Raw genomic sequence first — 23669 nt, 5'->3', positions numbered from 1 at the left:
TCGCAAAGCGGTTTCGCGTAATCACGCCACGGCGTGCCGGCGGACGGCACGGCGACGATCACCCCTTGGAAAACGCCCACGGCAGGATCGTGTCGGCGGCGGCGCGGGCTTCGGCGAACACCGACTGGCGCGGGCGGTCGCGGGCGACCAGGCGGCCGCGACCGAGGGTGACGATCCGCACCAGGATGGCGGCCGCCAGCAGCAACGGGAACAGGCCGAGCGCCAGCAGGCGATACTCCGGACTTTCCTGGGCATGATGCCGCTCCGCGCGCGTCTGGTCCTGGCCGGGCCTGTTCGCCTGGGGATCGCCGGGGTCGGTCATGCTATGCGCTCCCCTGAGCCGTTAGGCCGCCTGGCGCTTCAGCGCGCCGCGGGCCGCGTCGACGTGGCTCGCCTCGACCTGGCTGGCTCCCTGCTCTCGGGCGGCGCGTTCGGCCTGCTCGCGCAGGCGCTTGGCCGCCGAGATGCGGACCAGGAAAGGCTGGGTCTCGATGTATTCGTCCAGCTTGGCCTGTGCCGCATCCGCCCAGGGCAGCGTCTGCTCCATCGCTTCGTCGGCCTGCGCGCGGGTCGGTGTGGCGCTGGCGTCATCCATGTCGGTCGACAGCGGCAGGATGTGGAACAGCGCGTCGAACAGCTGGTTGCAGAACTCCTGGACGACGTAGGTTGCGCCCGCGTAGCCCATGAACGGCGTACCCGTGGACCGACGCACGATCGCGCCGGGGAAGCTGGCCGGGATATACATCGCCCGCCCGCCGATCTCCGCGTTGTACATCCGCTCGTTGTAGGAGCCGAACAGCACCAGCGGGGTGTTCTCCTGCACGTCGCGCCGGATCGCCTCGTTGTCGGGCTTCTTGCCGCGTTTGCGGGCGTGGTGGAAAGCGCAGGGAATGCCCATCTCGTCTTCCAGCAACTTGCGCAGGCCGCGGGCATAGGTCTCGTGCGCGACCACGCCGAAGCTGCTTGTCGCGAAGAAGTCCTGCGTCACCGAGCGCCAGAGGTCCCAGATCGGCTTCAGGGTGGTGTGCTTCTCCTGCTCGATGAACGGCTCCGGATCGGCGCCGGTCAGTTCGCCCAGCTTGCGCAGGAACTTGGTGGTCGAGAACACGCCCATCGGCGCCATCAGGTACGGCCGGTCGAGCGCCTCGCACATCTTCCGGCCGAACTCCTGATACAGGCAGATGTTCACGTCGGCGTTGTTCAGCCGCGGGATGTCCAGGACGTGGCTGCCGAGCGGGAACACCATGTTGATCTCGCAGCCGATGCCCTCCACCAGCCGCCGGATCTCCGCCAGGTCCGAGGGCATGTTGAAGGTGCCGTAGATCGGCCCGATGATGTTCACCCGGGGCTTGTCCTGCCCCTCCCGGCGCTTGGGCTTGTCGGTCTTGCCCTTCTTCGGCCCGAACTCGGTCCACAGCCAGTTGATCGCGCGGTCCGCCGCCTGCCACTGGTCCTCGTCCATGGTGCGGCAGAGGAAGCGACGCAGGTTGGAGCCCTCGGGCGTGACGCCGCCGCCGATCATCTCCGCGATCGAGCCGGTCAGCACCACCGCCGGCAGGTCGTTGTCCTGGGTGGAGGAGGCCCGTTTCAGGTTCTCCTCCGTGCCCTTCATCGACAGTTCGTCTTCCGACAGGCCGGTCACGGTGATCGGCAACTCGTGCGGCGGCAGGCCGTCGGTGTAGTGCAGTACCGAGGTCACCGGCAGGTTCTCGCAGCCGACCGGGCCGTCGATCACCACCCGCATCCCCTGGATCGCGGTGAAGGTGTAGATGGCACCCCAATAACCGCCCGCGCGGTCGTGATCGAGTACGAGCATGGCTCTCAGGTCCCCACGCTGTCCGGAACGCCGGTATCGCGCTTCTCCGAGCGCGCCTTGCGCATCTTGCGCTTGGCCGACGGGACCTCGGTGAAGCCATACCCCGCCGTATGACCTTGGCCCACGCCCTCGAAAAAGTCGACCATCTGCTTGAAACGGTCGTTGGCGGTGTGGGTCTTGACGATGTTGGCCATCGCCGAGACGCCGGCGGCGCCGAACAGCGGCCGGGCGGAGACCATGTTGGTGAAGTAGATGCCGGGCCAGCCGCGTTCCTTCGCCTTCTGCACCAGCGGCGTCGTGCCGATCGTGAGGTCCGGCCTGACGTCGTCCATCGCCGCGGCGTCCTGCTCCAGCGAGGCGCGATACTGCACATGGCAGCCCTGGCTCTCCAGCCACTCCAGGTCGGGCTTGGACCATTCGGTGCGCGGCACCGCGGTGCCGACGTAGGGCACGTCCGCCCCAGCCTCGATCAACAGCCGCGCGACCAGCAGTTCCGAGCCCTCGTAGCCGGAGACGATCAGGCGCGCGTCGATCGGGTTCTCGTTCAGGGCCGCCTGGATCGAAGCCGTGGCCTTCGCCTTGGCGTCGTCGATCCGCATGCGCTCCACCCCGGCCGCGACGCCGACGCGCTCCAGCCAGTCGGCCGTGCCCTCGACGCCGACCGGGCCGGAGCCCACGACCTCGCGCCCGGCGCGCTGAAACTGCTCGACCGAACGGACGTAGAAGGGGTGGGTCGCCGCGCACACCCGGCTGTCGAGCGCGGCATAAAGATCGCGCCACTCGCGCGTCGGCACGTTCGGCGCCACCTTCACCCCCATCGGCTCCAGCATCTGCCGGACACCGACCGGATCGGCCGGGAACATCTCGCCCAACAACGTGACGGTGGGCGCGTCGTCGACCGCCTTGTCGGGCTTGGCGACCGGGCCGGCCTCGGCCTCCTCGCGGGCGTACTTCAGCATCGCACCGGCCAGAATATCCTTCGCCTCCGCATGGGACGGCACACCGAAGCCCGGCACGTCGATCCCAATCACCCGCACGCCGTCGATCTCCTTGGGCAGGCGGTCGAGCGGAATACCGGAGGCGGTGGGGACGCAGAGATTGATGATCACGACCGCATCGTAGCGGTCGGGATCGGCCATCTTCTCAACCCCGTTCTTGATGTCCTGGTACAGTTCGCCGGTGACCAACGTCTCGGAATTGAACGGCACATAGCCGACCGTCCGCCGCGCGCCATAGAAGTGCGAGGTGAAGCTCAGGCCGTAAACGCAGCAGGCCGACCCCGACAGGATCGTCGCGGTACGCCGCATCCGCAGCCCCACCCGCAGCGAGCCGAACGCCGGGCACATCGACTGCGGCTGGTCGTGCGGGCCGGTGGGATAGTCCTCGTGCAGCTTCTGCAGCACCTCGGACTTGCCGGCCTTCCGCGCGGCGTCCATCAGGGTCTGTTTGCCGCCGTGGCAGCCGCCTTCGGCCTGGGCGGCGGCTTCCGCCGCCTCGGCATCGATCGTGGGCGGCTGGTTGGGGTCGGACGCGTCGCTCGCCGTATCGTTGGCTGAGGCGTCTGCGGAATAGTCGGTCATCGCGGGCCTCCGCATCGGGGTCGCGGCGCCTGTGCAAAACGCACCGGAACCGGTCTTGTCGGCATGAAACGTGAAGTGCCGGCGGGCCCAGCCCCGAGGACCGATCCCGCCCGGCCGGCCTCACGCCTCGTCGTAGACGACCTCCAGGGACTCCTTCTGCGGCGGCTTGCCCCCGCACATGTCCTCCTGGGTGGCCGGGACCAGCTCGACATCGCGGCCGACGTCCTCGCCCTTGAACAGGTCGAGCAGGCCGTCGTGCTCCAGCGGCGTCGGCATCACCGGCGGAGCCTCCGCAGCCTTGACGCCGAGTTCCTCGAACAGCGGCGCCCAGGGGCTGCCGGGGTAGCCGATCATCTCGTAGTTCGCGGACTTCCGGCGGATGTCGTCGTCCGCCGGGATTCGAGCCAGCGTCGGAATGCCCGCCTGCTCGGCAAACTGTTCGGCCTCGCCGGTGCCGTCATCCTTGTTCACGACCAGACCGGCGACGCCGACGTTGCCGCCCATCCGGCGGAAGTAGTCGACGGCCGAGCAAACATTGTTGGCGACGTAAATCGACTGCAGGTCGTTGGCCGCCACCACGATGGTCTTCTGGCACATGTCGCGGGCGATCGGCAGACCGAAGCCGCCGCACACCACGTCACCCAGGAAGTCGAGCAGGACGTAGTCGAACCCCCAGTCGTGGAAGCCCAGCTTCTCCAGCAGCTCGAAGCCGTGGATGATGCCCCGACCACCACAGCCGCGGCCGACCTCCGGACCGCCCAGCTCCATGGCGTAGACGCCGTCGCGCTTGAAGCAGACGTCCTCGATCCGGACCTCCTCGCCCGACGCCTTCTTCTGGCCCGAGGTATCGATGATCGTGGGCGTGCTGCGCCCGCCGAACAGCATCGAGGTGGTGTCGCTCTTCGGGTCACAGCCGATCAGCAGGACCTTCTTGCCCTGCTGCGCCATCATGTACGACAGGTTGGAGAGCGTGAAACTCTTGCCGATGCCGCCCTTGCCATAGATGGCGATGACCTGGGTTTCCTTCTCGCCCCCAGCTTCGTTCTGGCCGGTGTCGGCGGTCGCCGAGTCCGTCATGGAGCAACCTCGCGTTCGCTTTGGTGCTGCGGTGGCCGCGGCCGGCGATCCCGACCTAGCCGTCCGGCAACGGCCCCGCTCGCTGGCGCCAGTCGCCGTGTCCTGCTTTGACCGACCGTGTGGGTCGGTTATTGAGTGTCAGGCTAACGCGACACCTCGTCATGTCAATTTTAGACTACGCAACATCTGACAGGCACGCCTGACACCCGTCGACCGGGCCCAGCATCCATGCTTCCCTGCCCAGCCCGTGCAACCACCGGAATGATCCCCAGGGCCGATGCCGACCACCGCCGCCCCGCGTCGCCTGCTTGCCTTGCTCAGCCGGCATGCCACGCGCGTGCTGTTCGCGGGCGTGTTCATCGGTCTGGCGGTCCCGCCCCTCGCCGCAGCGGCGCGCCCTTACCTGCTGATCGGTGTGATCGCCCTGTTGACCGCCATGCTGCTGCGTGTCGACTGGACGGCCATGGGCGCCTATTTGCGCCGGCCGGTGCTCGCAACCGCCCTGCTGGTCTGGCTGCTGGGCGGCGCACCGGTCGTGGTCTGGTTGGTGCTGCTGCCCGCAGACCTGCCGGATTCGCTGAACGTCTCGCTGGTCCTGATGGCGGCCGCGCCGCCGATCCTGAGCGCGGCGGCGATCGCGGTGCTGCTGGGGCTCGACGGGGCACTCGCGATCGTCGTCGGCCTGATCGCAACCTTGCTCACTCCACTTACCGTACCGCCGATGGCCCTGGTATTGCTCGGCCTCGACCTGAATATCTCGGTGGGGATGTTCATGGGCAGGCTGGCGGGGATCGTTGGACCGGCTTTCGTCCTGTCGCTGCTGCTCCGTAAGCTTGCCGGCCCCGACCGGCTGGAGCGGGCCCGGCCGGAGATCGAGGGCGTCACGGTTCTGGTCATGCTGTATTTCGGCATCGCCATCATGGACGGCGTGACGGCACGCCTGCTGAGCGAACCGGGCATCGTCGCCGGCTGGACGCTCGCGGCCTTCATCGCCAACCCGGCGCTGCAACTGATCGGCGGCCTGGCGTTCGCCTGGCTCGGCCGACGCGGGGCACTGACCGTCGGACTGATGAGCGGCAACTGCAACATGGGGCTGCTGCTGGCGGCCCTGCCGTCCGGCACCGATTTCAACGTGCTGCTGTATTTCGCGGTGGCCCAACTGCCGATCTTCATGCTGCCGGCGCTGATGCTGCCGCTTTACCGGCGCTTGCTCTGCGCACCGACGATCGGCGAGAGCTGACCCACGTACGTGCGCCGACAACAACCGACTTTGCAAATTTGCAACAGTGTGGCCAACATCATCCTTCCACGCCGTGCTGTCCGCTTCTCAACCTGCCGGGCGTGTGCTATCGCACCGCCTTCGGAGAGCGCGTTTACGGCAAAAGGTTGCTGGACAGGTCTGGTGACCGCGCTGTCATTCGGCAGGGTTCCAGTCGGCGTTAAGGGGTAGTGCATGGCGACGTGGTTGAACGGTTTCCGCTGTTGGCGGGTAGCGGGCGCATTCGGCCTTGCGTTGTTGCTCGCCGGCTGTGCGGCTGACGGGCAAAACGCGCCGGATGAAGCGAGCAGCAACATGCTCGGCTACGAAGAGCCGAACGACCCGCTGGAAGTTCCGAACCGCTTCGTCTTCGCCTTCAACGACGCGCTCGACACCTTCATCCTCAAGCCTGTCGCAGTCACCTACGACTTCTGGCTGCCGACGGGCGTGAAGAACTCCGTGCGGAACTTCGTACGCAACGTTTCCAGCCCCGTGATCCTGGCGAACGACGTCTTCCAGGGCGAGTGGGAGCGTGCCAACGACACCGCGGCGCGCTTCTTCGTCAACACGGTCACCTCGCTCGGCTTCTTCGACATCGTCGACGAGCGCCACCCCTACCACGACGAAGACTTCGGCCAGACGCTCGCCGTCTACGGCGTGGACGACGGCTTCTATCTGGTCCTTCCGGTGTTCGGACCGTCGAGCGCCCGCGACGCGACCGGCCGCGGGGTGGATTGGTTGCTCAATCCGCTGACCTACGTCGAGAACGGCCAACCCCTCTCGATTGCGACCAGCGTCGCTGGCGGAGTCGACAGCCGCGCACGCAATCTGGAGCTGTTCCGCGATATCAAATCGGACTCGGTCGATTTTTACGCCCGCGTGCGCAGCCTGTACTACCAACGCCGCGAAGCGGCCATTCAGAACAACGACGGCCCGCGGCAACAGTAGCGGTCGCGACGCCCAGGCGGCATGCGGGCGTCGACAATGCGCGAGAGGGTGATGATGGGCATGACAAAAGGCTGGACACGGCGGGCTGCACTAGCCGTCCTGGCCACGGGGGCAATGCTGGGCCTGCTGCTGCCCACCGCCCCGCATGCTGCGGCGAAGGACTCGTCGGACGGCGCCGCGCAGTTTATCGAATCGCTTGGCCAGCAGGCGATCAACGAGCTAAGCGACGACGGCGTCCCGGCGTCCGAACGCAAGCAAGCCTTTCTGGATCTGCTGGAGCGTGGCTTCGCGCTGGACGCGATCAGCCGCTTCGTGCTTGGACGCTATTGGCGTGTCGCCAGCGAGCAACAGCAGGACAAGTTCCAGGACGTCTTCAAACGGATCATGGCGCAGCGCTTCCTGCCGCTGTTCCGGGGCTACGAGCGGGACGATTTCGTGGTCTCCGGCGTCGGACCCGATCCGACCCAGCCGAGCCTGTACGCCGTCCGCACGATGATTTCCCGGCCCAATCAAACCAATGGCGAGGGGCCCAAGGCCGAAGTCATCTGGCGGGTGCGCCCACGTGACGGCGATTACGAGATCGTCGACGTCAAAGCGGAAGGCGTCTCGATGGCGATCACGCTGCGCAGCGAGTACAACGCGGCGATCCAGCAAGCCGGCGGCAACGTCGGCGACCTGATCGCCAAGCTGGAAACCAATCTCGCCAAGGGCGCTTACGCCCCGGACATAGCCGGCAACTAGCAGCCGTAGCGAAGCGGACGCCCTGCCCCTCTGGCTTAGTCAGCAGAGCCCCCGCCGCGATCTTCCCTCTATCACCGCACCACGAAGACCGAGCACTTGGCGTGGTGGACGACCTGCGAGGCGTTGGAGCCGAGCACGTAGTCCTTCAGTTCGGGGTGGTGTGAATTCATGACGATCAGATCGCACCCGAGTTGTTCCGCCTTGGCGCGGATCGTCTTGTGCACGCTGTCACCGCGCTCGATCACCGTTTCCACCTGCATGTCGGTCGGGCCGTAGTCCCTCAGAATGGCGTCCAGGCGCTTCTGTTCGTCCTCCGGCTCGATCCGGTCGGCGCGCACCGGCTCGACGTCGGGGATCACCGTCATGACCGTCAGGCTGGCACCGTGATGCCGCGCCTCCTCGGCGGCCAACGGCAGCGCCTTCTTGTACGAGGATTCGTGCGCGGTATCGATCGGAACCAGGATCTTGTCGAACATGTCGTCTCCCTAACACCTTTTCATGCAGCCTCTGGCGCACCGCCCGCCGCTTAAGACCTATTTCAGCACACTTAAAGGATCACGTAAAAAGACCGCCCGCGTGCGATCCACGCGGGCGGTCTGTTATCCACATCTGGACGCAGAAAGGGCCGCGGCTCAGCGCTCCAGGCGCTTGTACTTGATGCGGTGAGGCTGCACCGCCTCCTCGCCGAAGCGCTTGATGCGGTCTTCCTCGTACTGCTGGAAGTTGCCCTCGAACCACTCGACGTGGCTGTCGCCCTCGAACGCCAGGATGTGCGTGGAGATCTTGTCCAGGAACCAGCGGTCGTGGCTGATCACCATGGCGCAGCCGGGGAACTCGAGCAGCGCCTCTTCGAGCGAGCGCAGCGTTTCGACATCGAGGTCGTTGGTCGGCTCGTCCAGCAGCAGGAAGTTGCCGCCGTTCTTGACCATCTTGGCGAGGTGCACGCGGTTGCGCTCACCACCGGAAAGCGTGCCGACCTCCTTCTGCTGATCGCGGCCCTTGAAGTTGAAGGCGCCGACCCAGGCGCGGGAGTTCACCTGCTTCTTGCCGAGATCGATGATCTCGTTGCCGTCGGAGATTTCCTCCCACACGGTGCGCTTGGGGTTCAGGCTGTCGCGCGACTGGTCAACGTAGCCGAGCTGCACCGTCTCACCCAGGCGAATATTGCCGCTGTCAGGCGTCTCCTGCCCCGTGATCATCCGGAACAGGGTGGTCTTACCCGCGCCGTTCGGACCGATGATGCCGACGATCGCCCCCGGCGGCACCTTGAACGACAGTTCATCGATCAGGACGGTGTTGCCGTAGCCCTTGCGCACCTGGTCGGCCTCGACCACCAGGTCGCCCAGACGCGGTGGCGTCGGGAACACGATCTGGCCGGACTCGGCCGCCTGCTTGGGTTGGTTCTGCTGCTGCAGCAACTCCTCGTACTTCTGCACGCGCGCCTTGGCCTTGGACTGCCGGCCCTTGGGCGAGGACTGCGCCCACTGCAGCTCCTGCTTGAGGGTGCGCTGGCGGGCGCTCTCCTCCTTCTCCTCCTGCTCCAGGCGCTTCTGCTTCTGCTCCAGCCAGTGGGAGTAGTTGCCCTTGTGCGGGATCGCGTAGCCGCGGTCGAGCTCCAGAATCCACCCGGCGACGTTATCCAGGAAGTAGCGGTCGTGGGTGACGCACACGACCGTGCCCGGATACTCCTCCAGGTGGCGCTCCAGCCAGGCCACGCTCTCGGCGTCCAGGTGGTTGGTCGGCTCGTCCAGCAGCAGCAGGTCGGGCTTCTGCAACAGCAGCCGGCACAGCGCCACGCGCCGGCGCTCGCCACCCGACAGGCGGGTCACGTCGGCGTCCCCCGGCGGGCAGCGCAGGGCGTCCATGGCGATCTCGATCGTCCGGTCGAGATCCCAGGCGTCCGCCGCGTCGATCTTCTCCTGCAGCTCCGACTGCTCCTCGATCAGCTTGGTCATCTCGTCGGGATCGAGGTCTTCGGCGAAGCGCGCGGAGATCTGCTCGAACCGGTCGACCAGCTCCTTGATCTCGCCCAGGCCCTGCATGACGTTGCCGGCGACATCCAAATTCGGATCGAGTTCCGGCTCCTGCGGCAGATAGCCGACCTTGGCGCCGTTGGCGGCCCAGGCCTCGCCGTTGTACTCCTGATCCAGGCCGGCCATGATCTTCAGCAAGGTCGACTTGCCCGCGCCGTTCAGGCCGAGCACGCCGATCTTCGCCCCGGGCAGGAACGACAGCCAGACGTCCTTCAGGACCTCCCGGCCGCCCGGCCAGGTCTTGGTCAGACCCTTCATCACGTAGGTATACTGGTAGGCCATCGGGCCGGTCCTTCCTCTTAGAACGGAACTGCGGAAAAGTGGCCGGTTTGATAGCAAGTTGCGCGGTTAAACGCAAAGGCCGGCGGGGCGCATAGACGGGCACGCGCCTGCCCGATGATTTAGGCGTCGCCCGCCGCTCACATTGCCAAACCGCCACGAACGTAGACCCGCTGCGCCGGCTACGGTTATCGTGCGCGCACAAGACGCCCCCGCGCGCCGCATGCCCGTGCCCCGTCCAAGGGGAGACGGTGTTCCGGCGGCGTGGACCAGCCACCCGCGATCCACCGCCGATCCGCTCCGCGCGCAGCGCGCGGCTAAACGCGCACCCGACGCGCGGCCGATCGGCCAGCACGACGGAGGCTTCGATGACCAATCCATCCAATCTGCCGGCGGGTTCGCCACTCGCCAACATCGGCGACCAGAAACTGGTGCGCGACCAGTCCTACATTGCCGGAGAATGGCGCAGCGGCGCCGACGGCCAGCACGTCGACGTCACCAACCCCGCCGACGGCCAGGTGATCGGGCGCGTCAGCGCGCTGTCGGCGGCCGAGAGCCGGTCCGCGGTCGATGCCGCCGAGGCCGCCTTCGCCAGTTGGTCCGAGCTGCTGCCCCAGGAGCGCTCGCGGCTGATGCGGCGCTGGTTCGACCTGATGATGGCGAACAAGGAAGACCTCGCCCAGTTGATGATGCTGGAGCAGGGCAAACCGATCTCCGAAGCGCGCGGGGAAATCGATTACGCCGCCTCGTTCATCGAGTACTACGCCGAGGAGGCCAAGCGGCCGAACAGCGAGAACGTCACCTCCCACCTGCCGGACGCGGAGATGGAGGTCTGGCGCGAGCCGATCGGCATCTGCGCGCTGATCACACCGTGGAACTTCCCTTCCGCGATGCTGACCCGCAAGGCGGCCGCGGCGATGGCGGCGGGCTGCCCGGTGGTGGCGCACCCGTCGAAGGAAACCCCCTTTTCCGCGACCGCGCTCGCGGAACTGGCGGAGCGCGCGGGCATCCCGGCCGGCATCTTCAACGTCGTCACCGGCGAGGCGCGCACCGTCTGCCCGCCCTGGACCGAGGACACGCGGGTCCGCGCGCTCTCCTTCACCGGCTCCACTGAGGTCGGCCGACTGCTCTACAGCCAGTGCGCGCCCACGGTGAAGAAGCTGGTGATGGAGCTGGGCGGCCACGCCCCTGTGCTGGTGTTCGCCGATGCCGAGCTGGACGACGCGGTTACGGAATCGGTGAAGGCCAAGTTCGCCACCAGCGGCCAGGACTGCCTGGGCGCCAACCGAATCCTGGTCGAGCGGTCGATCTACGACGAATTCTGCAAGAAGTTCGCCGAACAGACGGCCGCGCTTACCGTCGGTCCGGGGCCTGAGGACTGCGATATCGGCCCGTTGATGAACCAGGGGGCCTTCGACAAGCAGGTCGAGCACGTCGAGGACGCCAAGGCGCGGGGCGCGAAGGTGCTGTGCGGCGGCGGCCGGCACGAGGCCGGCGAGTTGTTCTTCCAGCCGACCGTTCTGGCCGATGTGCCGTCGGACGCCAAGATCTTCCAGGAGGAGACCTTTGGCCCGGTCGCCGCGATCGCGCCGTTCGATGAGGAGAGCGAGGCGATCACCCGCGCCAACGCCACCGAGTACGGTCTGGTCGCCTACCTGCACACCATGAACCCGCGGCGCATCTACCGGGTCAGCCGGGCGCTCGCGTTCGGCATGGTCGCGGTCAACCGCACCAAGGTGACCGGCGCCCCGATCCCGTTCGGCGGCGTCAAGCAGTCCGGCCTGGGCCGCGAAGGTGGCCGCCTGGGCATGGAAGAGTTCACGGAAGTGAAGTACGTCTGCCGCGACTGGATCTAGAGCGCGACAGGACGGAAGAGCGGAGAGCCACGGGTGCGTACCCGTGGCTCTCAAGCCTTGACCCGCCCCACGATCCCGCCGGTCATCGTGGGCAGTTCATGCGGATCGAGCGGGAAGACGACGTCGGGGGCGCCGCCGGCGGCCCAGATTTCGTCGAACCCCAGCAGGTCTTCGTCGAGCGCGCAGACGATTTCGGCCGTATGACCGACGGGCGCGACACCGCCGATGGCGAAGCCGGTCGCCTGGCGGACGAAGGCCGCGTCGGCGCGTTCGGTCGCTTCGCCGATCAACGCCTCGACCCGGGTCGGATCGACCGTGTTGGCCCCGCTGGCGACCACCAGGACGGCCTTGCCGCTCTCCGCGCCTTTAAACACCAAGGACTTGGCGATCTGCGCGACCGTGCAGCCAACCTCGGCGGCCGCGCCCTCGCTGGTCCTGGCGCTAGGGTCGACCTTACGCAGATCGGCCGGCCAGCCGCCCGCGACCAGTGTGTCGTGCACCCGCTTGACGCTGCCCTTCAGTTTCGGCGTGTCCATGCGCGAACTAGCCCGCCAGTTCGCGGCTGCGCCGGGCAGCGGCTTCGACCGTGCGACCGATCAACGGGCGCAGCCCATCGGCCGCCATCAGCACGTTGAGCGCCGCCTCGGTCGTGCCCTTGGGCGAGGTGACGTTCTTGCGCAGCTGCTCCGCCGTCTCGCCCGACTGGCGGTATAGCTCACCCGCCCCGGCAACCATCTGCCCGGCGCACGTGCGCGCGAGCTCTTCCGGCAGGCCCTGGTCGATTCCGGCCTGAGCCAGGCATTCGATCAGGTAGAAGACATAGGCCGGACCACTGCCGGCCACGGCGGTCACCACGTCGATCAGCGATTCGTCCTCGACCCAGCCGGTCTCGCCGACCCCGCGCAGCAGCGCGTCGCAGCTGTCCTTTTGCTCGGCGGTGACGTTCGCGTTCGCGCAGGCGACCGTCATGCCCCGCCCGACAGCCGACGGCGTGTTCGGAATCGACCGCACGATGGCGGCCTGCGCGCCCAGAATCTCTTCGAAAAAGCCGATCGTCTTGCCGGCGGCGATCGATAGGAACACCGTGCCGGGCGCCACGAAGCGGGCGTAGGACGGTGCCACCTCGCCCATCACCTGCGGCTTCACGGCCAGGATCACGACCTCCGGGTCCAGACCTTCGCCCAAGTCGTCGATCGCCGGGACGGCGTTGACCCCCTGATCAGCCAACGGCCGGCGGTTGTCCGCACTGGGGTCGACGACATGGATACGGCCGGGCGACGTGCCGCGGGCAAGCCAGCCCTGCACCATCGCCCCGCCCATCTTGCCACCACCCACCAAGAGCAGTGGCCGTTCGCTGGTCATCTCGCAGTGCCTCCTGCGTGTGGACCGTTCCCTCAAAGCAGCCCAGCACGATCCCTCCGCTTGAAGGGAGCGCCGTGCTGCCCCGCCCCGCGCCTTACGCCTCGCCGACGGTTTCCATCAGCGCAGCGGCCAAGGCATCGCCGGTCGCCTGACCGCCCCAGACGACGAGTTGCAGGGCCGGATAGAAACGCTCGCACTCCGCAACGGCGGTGTCCACCAGGTCTTCTAGCTGCTCGACGCTCGCGCCGGCGGTACCGCGCAGCGGGATGGTATGACGGAACAGTACCGAGCCATCCTCGCTGACGAAGTCGAAATGGCCGAGCCAGAGCGTCTCGTTGAACCGCGCGATCAACTCCCGCGCCTCCCGGCGCTTGGCCTCCGGGATTCGGAAATCGAAGTGGCAGGCGAACGACATCGCCCGCATGTGGGCATGCCAGACGGTCCAGAGGTGATAGGCCACCCACTTACCCTGAACCTGGATGGCTAGTTCCTCGTCGCTCGGACGGTCGAACACCCAGTCGTTGGCGGAAACCAACTCCTCCAACAGATCGATCGGGTTGCCCGGGTCGAGCTCGTTCAGGCGTAGAAGAGAGGTCATGGCGTGGCGCGTGCTCCCACCAATGCGGCCACTGGTCGCGGCGATGCGACGAGGGCCAGATGTCGACAGGCCCCACTCGCCGACCACCATATTTTGACAGTGCCAGGATCGATTCAGGGACGCAACAAGTGTGCGCTCATGATCCTGTGGATAATCGCGCCACACCCGCTAGATATTGAGCCTTAGGACTTTCCTGCCCGCCGCATAGAAAAAGGGCCGTGGAGGTTGCCCTCCACGGCCCTGGGGTGCCGAATTCAGGGATGGCTTAGAAGCCCATGCCCCCAGCATCGTCATAGTCCATGCCGGCGCCGCCCTTGGCCTGCTTCTCCGGCTTCTCGGTGATCATCGCTTCGGTGGTGATCAGCAGACCGGCGACGGAGGCCGCGTCCTGGATCGCGCAGCGGGCGACCTTGGTCGGGTCGATGATGCCGGCCTTGACCAGGTTGGTGTACTCGCCCTTGTAGGCGTCGTAGCCCCAGTGCGGGTCGGTGCTCTCCATCAGCTTGCCCGCGACCACCGCACCGTCGACGCCGGCGTTCGTGGCGATCTGGCGCAGCGGCGCCTGCAGGGCCCGGCGGACGATGTCGATGCCGGTCTGCTGGTCGGCGTTGACGCCCTTCAGCTTGTCCAGGCCTTTGGAGGCCTGCAGCAGGGCGACACCGCCGCCCGGGACGATGCCCTCCTCGACGGCCGCGCGGGTCGCGTGCATCGCGTCGTCGACGCGATCCTTGCGCTCCTTCACCTCGATCTCGGTGGCACCGCCAACCTTGATCACGGCCACGCCGCCGGCCAGCTTGGCCAAGCGCTCCTGCAGCTTCTCGCGGTCGTAGTCGCTGGAGGTTTCCTCGATCTGCGCCTTGATCTGGGCGACACGGGCCTCGATGTCCTTGGCCTTGCCGTCACCGTCGACGATCGTGGTCTCGTCCTTGGTGATGGTCATGCGCTTGGCCTGACCCAGCATGTCGAGGGTGACGTTCTCCAGCTTGATGCCGAGGTCTTCGGAGATCACCTGGCCACCGGTCAGGACCGCCATGTCCTCCAGCATCGCCTTGCGGCGATCGCCGAAGCCCGGCGCCTTCACGGCCGCGACCTTGAGGCCGCCGCGCAGCTTGTTGACCACCAGGGTCGCCAGCGCCTCGCCCTCAACGTCCTCGGCGATGATCGCCAGCGGCTTGTTCGACTGGACCACGCTTTCCAGCACCGGCAGCAGCGGCTGCAGGCTGTTCAGCTTCTTCTCGAACAGCAGGATGTACGGGCTATCCAGCTCGCAGACCATCTTCTCGCTGTTGGTCACGAAGTAAGGCGAGAGATACCCGCGGTCGAACTGCATGCCCTCGACGACATCGAGCTCGGTCTCCAGGCCCTTGGCCTCCTCGACCGTGATCACGCCCTCGTTGCCGACCTTCTCCATGGCATTCGAGAGCATCTTGCCGATTTCCAGATCGCCGTTCGCGGAGATCGTGCCGATCTGGGTGATCTCCTCGTTCCCGGAGACCTTCTTGGACTGGCTCTGCAGGTTCTTCACCACCTGCTCGACGGCCTGGTCGATGCCGCGCTTCAGGTCCATCGGGTTCATGCCGGCGGCCACCGCCTTGGCGCCCTCGCGCACCAGCGCCTGGGCCAGCACGGTCGCGGTGGTGGTGCCGTCACCGGCCAGATCGTTGGTCTTGGACGCGACCTCGCGGACCATCTGGGCGCCCATGTTCTCGAACTTGTCCTTAAGCTCGATCTCCTTGGCGACGGTGACGCCGTCCTTGGTCGTGCGCGGGGAGCCGAACGACTTGTCGATCACCACGTTGCGGCCTTTCGGGCCGAGCGTGACCTTCACGGCGTTGGCCAGGATATCGACGCCGCGCAGCATGCGGTCGCGCGCGTCGGTGCCGAATTTGACGTCTTTGGCAGCCATCGTCTGTGTTTCCTACTTTTCGGAAATATATTGACGTTTTGTTCTCGTGAAGCGGATCGGGCGGGCGGCGCGTTACGCGGCCTTCTTGCCCGCGGCCTGACCTTCGAGGACGCCCATGATGTCGGATTCCTTCATGATCAGGACATCCTGACCGTCGACCGTGACCTCGGTGCCCGACCACTTGCCGAACAGCACGGTGTCGCCGACCTTGACGTCGAGCGGCTGGACGGCGCCCTGCTCGTCCTTGGCGCCGGGGCCGACGGCGAGCACTTCGCCCTGCATCGGCTTTTCCTTCGCCGTATCCGGAATGATGATTCCGCCGGTGGTCTTCTCATCCTGCTCAAGACGCTTGACCACAACGCGGTCGTGCAGTGGACGGAATTTCATCTTCTGGTCTCTCCCTACCAAGTCTTGCGCCCCTTCCCGGCCCCGTTTTCAGCGGATGCGCGGTTTCTATGAAGCGAACGCGGTTTCTAGACGCCAATCCCCTCGGTCGCGGGCGAGCCTATCGGCGGCCAGCGCCATCTGCCCGCCGGGCGTTAGCACTCTCCCCCGAGGAGTGCTAATCAGCTAAGGAGCCGCACGATCCAAGTCAAGTCACATGCACACAAAAAAGTGCATAGGGATTTATCCGTTCAAGTCGCCGACCTCACTGGACTGGCAGCACTCCGCAGGTGCGGCTGCCAAACGCCTGAGGCGAAACACTTTTTTCTTGCCAACCCCAGCACGTGCGGCATCCTAAAGAAATGCGGTCCCGCGCAGGCAGGCGGTCTGGTCGCATCCCAACGACCTGATGCCACCTGACCTGATGCCATGTGCCTGTCCGGACCGCCCAACGGTGTTGGAGGTGCATGATGGCACGTCGCCTGGGCAAGCAGCTCGACGGCTACCGCCTGACGGTCGCGGAGATTTTCTACCGCCTACCGGATCACCCCAGCCTGCTGCAGACCTTTATCTGGCAGGACTACGACCTGATCCCGAAATACCCTGTTCTGCACGGCTTCCTGACCTTCTGGCGCGAAAACCTGGACGGCGAACTGCACTCCGTCCGCGTTGCCAGCCGCGAGCTGGTCGCTCCCGACGACATCCGCGTCGTCGACGCGCACTATACGCTGCAATAACCAAGCCTCCGGCGTCTGGACTCCGGTGGTCGCTGGCGGCTTGCAGGCAACCGGTTGCGCCGGGGTCCAGACAACGCCATGGACCGAGCCCCTCCGGGTCAATTGAACAGGCCCTTCACGCCTTCCATTAAAGCGCTGGCTGGATCCCCCGGTTCACTCGACGCGTTCGGACTTGCACGCTCGGACGACGCCGGTGCGTCCGCCCCGTGTGACCCGGCCGGCTTGGCCATAACGGTCGCCTCGTCCGACTCTTCCGTTTCGATCTGTTCCCGCGCCCGGCATTTGAGCCGGATATATCGGTTGCTCACCGTATCCAGGCAGGTCTTGAGAATGCGCGCGGCTTCCTCACGCTCCCCCAGCACCGAGTTGACGTCGTAGGCGACTGGATAAAGCGCCTCGGCCCCATACCGGGTCGACAGTTCGTCCACGATTTCGGACGCCCGCTTCCGTTCACCGGTCTCGGCATAGTACAGGGCCGTGGTAATCGCGGGCGCAGGGCCCAGTTCGGGCCGGCCTAGAATGCTTTCCAAGTTGAGCAAAGCGCGACGCTGATCGCCAGTTTCCTTCCGGATCCGGTGGAACACCAGCCGGGGCAGCCCGACGTCGCTGCCAGCCCCGGAGATGGCCGTCAAGGCGATCTCAACGCTCTTCTCGATGCCCTCGCCACGCCTGTCACTCGCGTCCACGTAGGCGTCGTCGAACGCGGTTTCCGCCTGTCGGGCGCGCACGATGCTCTCGCGCACGCGCGCGTAACCTGTGTCACGCGCCCGAACGCGCTTGAGTGCGTCCAGCCGGCCCAGACCGGGGAGGTCCAGCCCATAGCGCGCGTTAACATAGGCCTCGAAGGCCTCACGTCGGTCTTCGGCGGAATCATAGGGATCGGTCCGGAACATATCCATCAGACCACCGAACGCTTCAGAGCCTAAAGTAACGCCAACGCCCTTCAGCCGAGCCAAGTAAGGATCGTCCTCCCGCAATGCGACCAGTTCGCCGACCAGACGGGTCAATTCCTTGAGATGGCGCTCCACCTCGGCGTGTCGCTTGGATTCGGCCTCGCCCAGCATGCCGAAGATCGCCGTCGCATTCAGGGGGTTGTAGCCCGCCTTGTACATCAAATCCGCGGCCGCCTTGTCCGCGATCTGTTCCTGCTGCAGCGTCCAGGCGGGGCCAATGTTATTTTCCAGGACCAATTGGAGACTGTGCACGGTGATCGCGATCTTCCGGCGCAGCTCCAGAACCTTGCGGGCTTCGTCGGGGTCGCCTTCCACGACGCTCTGGGACCGGGTCGCCTGGTCGGTTTCAAATTTGGTGAGCTGAAGTACGCGCACGGCAGTTTGATCCTGGGCGCCCATGGCCTCCGTGCGTTCACTGTCCTGTCGGACTACGTGGCTCAATTCGTGCGCCAGCAGAAATGCGAGCTGCTCCTCGTTCCCCACCTGCTCCAGCGCGGCCATTGAGACGAAGACCTCGTTCGCCGGCGTGGTGACGGCAATGAACGACGGCTCCGAGGTGGCGAAAATGCCAACCTCTCCGGTGTAGTCCGCCGCCGTGATCGGCTGCGCCAAACGGTTCAGGATCGAGCGCAGATAACCGTCCATCTCTGGACTTCGTAGCAGGACCTGATCGCGCCCCTCCAGGCGATAAAGCCCGCGTGGCACGTCATAACTGCCCGCACGAACGACTTGTCCGGCACCATCCGCTTTCGTCCCGGGATCGAGACGGGTGTCGATCATGGCAATCTCCGGCGCGGCCGGCGCACGCCCATCGGAGCCCGCCACGCATCCGGTCAACGCCGCGATGGCAAACAACCCGGCGACCGCAGCCGTCCGGCCCATTTTCGTGTAAGTCACGGCAAAGCTCCTGATTGACCTGAAAACCGTGGTGGGCCGGATCGCCACCGATCAGTCGCAGCTGCACGCACCCCCGTTCGGGGTCACGACACCGGAGAGGCCGCCGATCCCGGACTGTTTTTGGGCCACACTCGCCACTTCGTAGTCGCATACGCAGGGACTGAGCACCGCGGCGATGACACAAGCCTCCGGGCGCCCGGCCTCCGGCTTCAGCCGCAGACACACCAGGTCGTCCGCGCTGCGCAGCTCGACGATCACTCCCGTTCCGCCTGACGCTGGCTTCTGCACGATCTCGCTGGCCAGGACTTTACCGACGGGAATCCGCTTCTCCGGATCGAAGTCACGCATCGCCGGCTTGTCGAAGCCTTTGATCAGATGGTCGCTGTAGCCATCAGCCGCCGAAACGCTGCCGACAGCCAGGCCGGTAGAAAGAACGGCAACGGCGGACCAGACGACGCTAAGACGGATCATGAAGCCTCTCCTTCAACAGGATTAGAAGTGCGTTTGGACGCTTGCTGCGCACGCCACACCGCGACCGCGATGCAAAGGCGCCTGACCGCCCACCAGAGCAGTGTACAAAACATCACCGGCAACAGGACGGCAGCGGTGCGCCACGGGTCGATCAAAAGGCTGGTCACCAGTACAACAGTGACGATCGTCACCCCCGCCAGACGGGCTGGTTTATGCCGGCTCTCCCAGACCCACCTCACGAGTGAAAAGACAGCCTCGCGCACCGCAACCCGCAAACGTTCGTTATAGTAGGTAACCAGCCCCGCAACAATCATCACCCAGTCCCCGATCGGCCAAGTATGAACGTTGAGCAAGAAGAGCAACGCGAGGATCACCAATCCTAGAACGATGATCGGCTCCCAAGCCGCGTTTACCATCGACTCATGCGTTTCGAATGTTTTGCCGTCCGGACCGAGGTACGTCGGCGTCACGATCTCGCGCATCACAATTCCGATGAGCGCGGCGCAAAACAGGACCAGAACCTCTGTGACGTCCAACCAAGAAAACCCGGCCAAGAAACGGTATAGTAAAGAGCCATCAGGCACATAACCCTTGACCACACCTGCCGCCGGCGACCGCCAGTCAGCGCCGGCACGCAACAAATTGTCGAAAGCCATGGCATGCTGGAAAACGCCGGGCATGGTTTCGTGCACCGGCGAGAGGGTCCGATCCTTCTGAATATCGAAATTAGTTCCGATAAAGACGACACGACCATCGATGAGATCGCCCAGATCGACCGGCCCATCCGGGTGATCGCGCATCAGCTTGGTCTGGCGCGCCGGCCAATAGTTCAGATCCGCAATCAGCATCGGAATGTAGGAGCACCTTTCGTATATCACCCGACCCTGGTTATTGGCTCCGACGTACGCAATCCGGACGCTCCAACTCATCCGGGTCAAGGTGTCGCGCAGTCGACCAATGTCGCTTTTGCCGCCATGGAGATCGGCCCGCAGGAACGCGCAGCTTTCCGCTTTCGACCGGAAAGTGACCTTGTTTTCGTTTATGCCGTTTTCGTCTGTGTCGCCAAATTTGAAGTACTCTTCAGTAACCGCTGGCTTGAGCCCCCAACTTAGAGACAATGACCGCTTCCAGTCCCAGTCACCGCACTCTGTTACGGTATCGATTTGGCACTCGGATCCCTTTTCTGCGGCACGAAGGTCCTTGCATCCTGGAAGCAGACTATTCGGATGATGGCGACAAAAAGCGACGACAGCAGCGGCCGCAGGTGTGGTCACTTGGCTCCCGATGAACGACTCACCATTTTTACGATAAAATGGCCGCTTTATATTTAGTGGCATGGCACCCGGCTCATACGGATTGACTTCCAATTGCACGACGGCCGGGGTCGCGACGCCCCGCAGCCCTGGTATCAGCAGCCGCTCTGGCAAAAATCTGGCCCATCGAAATGTCTGCACGTCATCATCCGCGTTCGAGCCGGCTTGCACCTCTTGGACCCAGTCCCCGTGCACCTGCCGATTCGCGGCTACGAAGTCCCCAGGCACATCCGCACTCAACAACCGCGGTGCGAGTTTGCCTATGACATCTGGATTGGGAACCGCTTGGATCAGGGGAATACGTGGGTCCGTCCAGGTATCATGCCGCCTATCAGCAGGTTCCAAATCCATCAAACGTGACTCGTAGGTCGGGCCATCAACCGGTCGATAGTGATATTTGAGGCACCGGAAAATACTGTCACGATGGGAGGCCTTAACTAGCCCCACCAGCCGCGCTCCTGCTGTTTCATAACTAATGTCCCGAGCACTTCCTTCCCCGTTTCGTTCGATGAAATCTCGCAAGGCGACCTTTTTGGCCCGGACAACTGGATCGGTATCGAAAAAATCGCAGGCCGGCATCTGTGCACGCTGGGCTTCCCGAACGTCCGGCGCCAAACGGGGGTCCGGCCGTTCGTGGGTAAACATCACGTCGAGGAAGACGGCCGCGGGTCGGTACTCTTCCGCGAGCGACTGCAACATGTAATGCCACTGCTGCGCGGGCAGCGGCCAAGTGTGCTGGCTGGAGCTCAGGCTCTTGTCGTCCAGCAGCAATACGATCGACGCGTCTTGCGGCGTGTCTGGCCCATCCGATGGGCCCGCCTGGCGGTTCCATGCGCCCTCGCCCGTGTCGTACCAGGGGGCCAGGATGGCATCAAAAGTGTCTCTAGACAGCTTGTCGCTTGCTGAGGGGATGCCGTAAGGGTTGAAGATATCAACACACAGAAAGAATAAAATGAGGATCCCGAGGGGTTTCGACACTTTGCGAAAACGGGCCCAAAAGGGTGCGCACTGGCGCGCGTCCCCACCCTGCCCTTGCCCGCCGGCCGCGTTCGGTGTGCCGCTGCCCTGATGCTCGCCCATCACCCCCCACACATGTCATCGCGCATTTGATGCGCATGTGTCCCATCAAAATTCATAGTACACAGCCAAATCACGTAACGCGAGAATTTCATGATTTACTCGCCCAAAAGGCGTATTTATTACCTCCTGCTGAGAACCCCGTGACGTCGATCCCGCTTGGCCGGGGGAACCGGGTGTCCTATATCGGCGCCATGAGTACGCTGGCCGCTTCTTCCGACCGCGCCGACCGGCGGGTCCCGAACCAGGCAGGTGACCGTGCCGTTGGGCTATGGCTGCTCTCGGTCGCCGTCATGATCTTCGCCATGGCGGTGATCGGGGCGATCACACGCCTGACCGAGTCCGGGCTGTCGATCATGGAATGGGCGCCGATCTCCGGCACCCTGCCGCCGCTCAGCCACGACGAATGGGAGCGCCTGTTCGCGCTCTACAAGACCATTCCCGAATACCAGCAGATCAACCGCGGCATGAGCCTGGCGGACTTCAAGGAGATCTTCTGGTGGGAGTGGATCCACCGCCTGTGGGGGCGGCTGATCGGGGCGGTGTTCGCCGGCGGCTTCCTGATCCTGCTTTTCCGCCGCAAGATCTCCCGCGCGCTGACCCCGCACCTGATCGCGATGTTCGCGCTGGGCGGGCTGCAAGGGCTCGTCGGCTGGTACATGGTCGCCAGCGGCTTCGCCGAGCGCACCGACGTCAGCCAGTATCGCCTGGCCGCCCACCTGGGCCTGGCGCTCGCGATCTACGCTTACGTCTTATGGATCACCTTCGGCCTGCTCGCCCCCGCGCCCGCGCAGAGCGACGGCGCACGCGCCCTGCGCACCGGCTTGCGCGCTTTCGCCGGTCTGCTCGCGGCGACCATCCTGGCAGGCGCCCTGGTCGCCGGGATCAACGCCGGCCTGACCTACAACACCTTTCCGAAGATGGCTGGCGAATGGGTGCCGAGTGGCTACTGGATCCGCGAGCCGACCTGGGCCAACCCGTTCGAGAACCCGGCCGCGGTGCAGTTCAACCACCGCGTCCTGGCGGTCCTGACCGTCATTACCGCCCTCGGCCTGTGGGGCTGGGCGCGCACGCGCCCGCTGGCGGCGACCGCACGCCGGGCATTCGACCTGCTGGCCTTGGCGGCGTTGGGCCAGCTCGGCCTTGGCATCTGGACGCTGCTATGGGTCGTGCCGGTCTGGCTGGGCGCAGCACACCAAGCCGGCGCGCTGACGCTGCTGGCGCTCACCGTCTGGGCGCTGACCCGGCTCAGCCCGACAAGTAACACCCCGACGCCTGCGCGAGGTTAGCCTGATGGAAAGCCGCCACCAAATCCCGGTCACCGTGCTCACCGGCTTTCTCGGCAGCGGCAAGACGACGCTGCTGAACCACCTGCTGCACCGCCCGGAGATGGCGGAGACAGCGGTGATCGTGAACGAGTTCGGCGACGTCGGCCTGGACCATCAGCTGGTCGAGAGCGCGCGCGAGGATGCGATCCTGCTGAATTCCGGGTGCCTGTGCTGTACCGTGCGCGGGGATCTGGTGAAGACGCTGCAGCAGCTCTCCACCCGCCGCATTCGCGGCGACGTGCCGGACTTCAAGCGCCTGGTGGTGGAGACCACCGGCCTGGCCGATCCCGCGCCGATCCTGCACACCCTGATGCACGACGAGATGGTCCAGCGCGATTACCGGCTGGACGGGGTGGTTGCGTGTGTCGACGCGGCCGCAGGATCGACGACGCTGGACAATCAGGAAGAATCGGTGAAGCAGGCCGCCGTCGCCGACCGGCTCGTGCTCACCAAAACCGATCTGAGCGACGCGGCGTCCTTGGCCACGTTGGAGCGCCGCCTGGCCACGCTCAATCCCGCCGCTCCGCGCATCCGTGCCGCACACGGCGAAGTGGATCCCGACCGGCTGTTCGATGCCGGGCTATACGATCCCGAAACCAAGAGCGCCGACGTACGCCGCTGGCTGGCGGCCGAAGCCTACGCCGAAACGGACCATGGGCATGAACATGGGCATGGGCACGACCACGGTCACGATCATGGCCACGACCCGAATCGGCACGATGATCGCATCCATGCCTTCACATTGACCTGGGATGCCCCGGTCGACTGGGAGCGTTTCGCCAACTGGATGGAGATGCTGGTCAGCACCTACGGCCAGCACCTGCTGCGGATCAAAGGTCTGTTGAACGTCGAGGGCGAACAGCGGCCGGTGGTGGTTCACGGCGTGCAGCACGTCTTTCACCCGCCGGCCGCCCTGCCCGCTTGGCCCGACGACGGCGACCGGCGCACCCAACTGGTTTTTATCGTCCGCGACCTGGAGCGTGCGGTCGTGGCCGAGACGATGCGCGCCTTCCTCTCCGACACCTCCCAAGCCACGCGCTAAACCGGGCTACAAA

At 65.3% G+C, this 23669-nt stretch carries 21 protein-coding genes; 7 read left to right on the top strand and 14 right to left on the bottom strand.

Going from position 1 to position 23669, the window contains the following annotated elements; all coding sequences use genetic code 11:
* Positions 1–58: 58 nt before the first annotated feature.
* The 4 genes from RHOSA_RS0104890 to RHOSA_RS20535 all read right to left on the bottom strand — a co-directional run bounded on the left by RHOSA_RS0104890 (position 59) and on the right by RHOSA_RS20535 (position 4473).
* Complete coding sequence (locus tag RHOSA_RS0104890) at positions 59–322, bottom strand: hypothetical protein (RefSeq protein WP_027287796.1); 264 nt, start codon at positions 320–322, stop codon at positions 59–61.
* 21 nt (positions 323–343) lie between these two features.
* Complete coding sequence (gene bchZ, locus RHOSA_RS0104885; RefSeq protein WP_027287795.1) at positions 344–1816, bottom strand: chlorophyllide a reductase subunit Z; 1473 nt, start codon at positions 1814–1816, stop codon at positions 344–346.
* A gap of 5 nt (positions 1817–1821) precedes the next feature.
* Positions 1822–3396, bottom strand: coding sequence for a chlorophyllide a reductase subunit Y (bchY, locus tag RHOSA_RS20540; protein ID WP_081728476.1), 1575 nt, complete (start codon positions 3394–3396; stop codon positions 1822–1824).
* Positions 3397–3516: 120 nt separating this feature from the next.
* Entirely contained in the window at positions 3517–4473 is a 957-nt protein-coding gene (locus tag RHOSA_RS20535) for a chlorophyllide a reductase iron protein subunit X (RefSeq protein ID WP_051431810.1), read from the bottom strand.
* A 277-nt stretch (positions 4474–4750) separates the two neighbouring features.
* Here RHOSA_RS20535 and RHOSA_RS20530 point away from each other — a divergent pair, with 277 nt between their 5' ends.
* The 3 genes from RHOSA_RS20530 to RHOSA_RS20525 all read left to right on the top strand — a co-directional run bounded on the left by RHOSA_RS20530 (position 4751) and on the right by RHOSA_RS20525 (position 7420).
* A complete protein-coding gene (locus RHOSA_RS20530) occupies positions 4751–5713 on the top strand; it encodes a hypothetical protein (RefSeq protein WP_051431809.1) in 963 nt (320 codons plus the stop codon).
* Positions 5714–5926: 213 nt separating this feature from the next.
* Positions 5927–6679: an MlaA family lipoprotein gene (locus RHOSA_RS0104865; protein ID WP_027287794.1), complete on the top strand. Its 753-nt coding sequence runs from the start codon at positions 5927–5929 to the stop codon at positions 6677–6679.
* A 51-nt stretch (positions 6680–6730) separates the two neighbouring features.
* Positions 6731–7420, top strand: coding sequence for an MlaC/ttg2D family ABC transporter substrate-binding protein (locus tag RHOSA_RS20525; protein WP_169816594.1), 690 nt, complete (start codon positions 6731–6733; stop codon positions 7418–7420).
* Between the two features lie 71 nt (positions 7421–7491).
* On the opposite strand, the gene RHOSA_RS0104855 is transcribed toward RHOSA_RS20525, so the two are convergent.
* Together RHOSA_RS0104855 and ettA are read right to left on the bottom strand one after the other, a co-directional pair.
* Entirely contained in the window at positions 7492–7896 is a 405-nt protein-coding gene (locus tag RHOSA_RS0104855) for a universal stress protein (protein WP_027287793.1), read from the bottom strand.
* Positions 7897–8052: 156 nt separating this feature from the next.
* Complete coding sequence (gene ettA / locus RHOSA_RS0104850) at positions 8053–9735, bottom strand: energy-dependent translational throttle protein EttA (RefSeq protein WP_027287792.1); 1683 nt, start codon at positions 9733–9735, stop codon at positions 8053–8055.
* Positions 9736–10100: 365 nt separating this feature from the next.
* Between ettA and RHOSA_RS0104845 the strand changes: the two genes are divergently transcribed.
* Positions 10101–11588, top strand: coding sequence for an NAD-dependent succinate-semialdehyde dehydrogenase (locus RHOSA_RS0104845; RefSeq protein WP_037255727.1), 1488 nt, complete (start codon positions 10101–10103; stop codon positions 11586–11588).
* 50 nt (positions 11589–11638) lie between these two features.
* On the opposite strand, the gene RHOSA_RS0104840 is transcribed toward RHOSA_RS0104845, so the two are convergent.
* The 5 genes from RHOSA_RS0104840 to RHOSA_RS0104820 all read right to left on the bottom strand — a co-directional run bounded on the left by RHOSA_RS0104840 (position 11639) and on the right by RHOSA_RS0104820 (position 15841).
* Entirely contained in the window at positions 11639–12124 is a 486-nt protein-coding gene (locus RHOSA_RS0104840; protein WP_027287790.1) for a YbaK/EbsC family protein, read from the bottom strand.
* A 7-nt stretch (positions 12125–12131) separates the two neighbouring features.
* Positions 12132–12950 carry a pyrroline-5-carboxylate reductase gene (proC, locus tag RHOSA_RS0104835; protein ID WP_027287789.1) on the bottom strand — a complete coding sequence of 273 codons (819 nt, stop codon included), beginning with the start codon at positions 12948–12950 and terminating at the stop codon, positions 12132–12134.
* A gap of 94 nt (positions 12951–13044) precedes the next feature.
* Positions 13045–13548, bottom strand: coding sequence for a type III secretion system chaperone family protein (locus tag RHOSA_RS0104830; protein WP_027287788.1), 504 nt, complete (start codon positions 13546–13548; stop codon positions 13045–13047).
* A 265-nt stretch (positions 13549–13813) separates the two neighbouring features.
* Positions 13814–15454 carry a chaperonin GroEL gene (gene groL, locus RHOSA_RS0104825; RefSeq protein ID WP_027287787.1) on the bottom strand — a complete coding sequence of 547 codons (1641 nt, stop codon included), beginning with the start codon at positions 15452–15454 and terminating at the stop codon, positions 13814–13816.
* Between the two features lie 72 nt (positions 15455–15526).
* Entirely contained in the window at positions 15527–15841 is a 315-nt protein-coding gene (locus RHOSA_RS0104820; RefSeq protein WP_027287786.1) for a co-chaperone GroES, read from the bottom strand.
* A 467-nt stretch (positions 15842–16308) separates the two neighbouring features.
* Here RHOSA_RS0104820 and RHOSA_RS0104815 point away from each other — a divergent pair, with 467 nt between their 5' ends.
* Complete coding sequence (locus RHOSA_RS0104815) at positions 16309–16575, top strand: usg protein (RefSeq protein ID WP_200372082.1); 267 nt, start codon at positions 16309–16311, stop codon at positions 16573–16575.
* Between the two features lie 98 nt (positions 16576–16673).
* On the opposite strand, the gene RHOSA_RS0104810 is transcribed toward RHOSA_RS0104815, so the two are convergent.
* Genes RHOSA_RS0104810 through RHOSA_RS0104800 form a run of 3 tightly spaced genes read right to left on the bottom strand, consistent with a single transcriptional unit; the run spans position 16674 to position 21289 of the window.
* Complete coding sequence (locus RHOSA_RS0104810) at positions 16674–18425, bottom strand: M48 family metalloprotease (RefSeq protein ID WP_156092550.1); 1752 nt, start codon at positions 18423–18425, stop codon at positions 16674–16676.
* A 51-nt stretch (positions 18426–18476) separates the two neighbouring features.
* Complete coding sequence (locus RHOSA_RS0104805; RefSeq protein WP_027287783.1) at positions 18477–18896, bottom strand: hypothetical protein; 420 nt, start codon at positions 18894–18896, stop codon at positions 18477–18479.
* Positions 18893–21289 carry a CHASE2 domain-containing protein gene (locus RHOSA_RS0104800; protein WP_027287782.1) on the bottom strand — a complete coding sequence of 799 codons (2397 nt, stop codon included), beginning with the start codon at positions 21287–21289 and terminating at the stop codon, positions 18893–18895. Before RHOSA_RS0104800 ends, RHOSA_RS0104805 begins: the two co-directional genes overlap by 4 nt.
* A 140-nt stretch (positions 21290–21429) precedes the next feature.
* Here RHOSA_RS0104800 and RHOSA_RS20520 point away from each other — a divergent pair, with 140 nt between their 5' ends.
* Both RHOSA_RS20520 and RHOSA_RS25870 read left to right on the top strand, forming a co-directional pair.
* The gene (locus RHOSA_RS20520; protein WP_244880615.1) at positions 21430–22575 is read left to right on the top strand and encodes a COX15/CtaA family protein; all 1146 of its coding nucleotides are present in this window, start codon (positions 21430–21432) and stop codon (positions 22573–22575) included.
* Between the two features lie 4 nt (positions 22576–22579).
* Positions 22580–23656, top strand: coding sequence for a CobW family GTP-binding protein (locus tag RHOSA_RS25870; RefSeq protein ID WP_037255725.1), 1077 nt, complete (start codon positions 22580–22582; stop codon positions 23654–23656).
* Positions 23657–23669: the final 13 nt, after the last annotated feature.

Origin of the sequence: Rhodovibrio salinarum DSM 9154 (assembly GCF_000515255.1) — a bacterium.
Classification (GTDB): domain Bacteria; phylum Pseudomonadota; class Alphaproteobacteria; order Kiloniellales; family Rhodovibrionaceae; genus Rhodovibrio; species Rhodovibrio salinarum.
The sequence above is the reverse complement of the archived record's forward strand: the minus strand, read 5'-3'. Positions and strand labels throughout refer to the sequence as shown.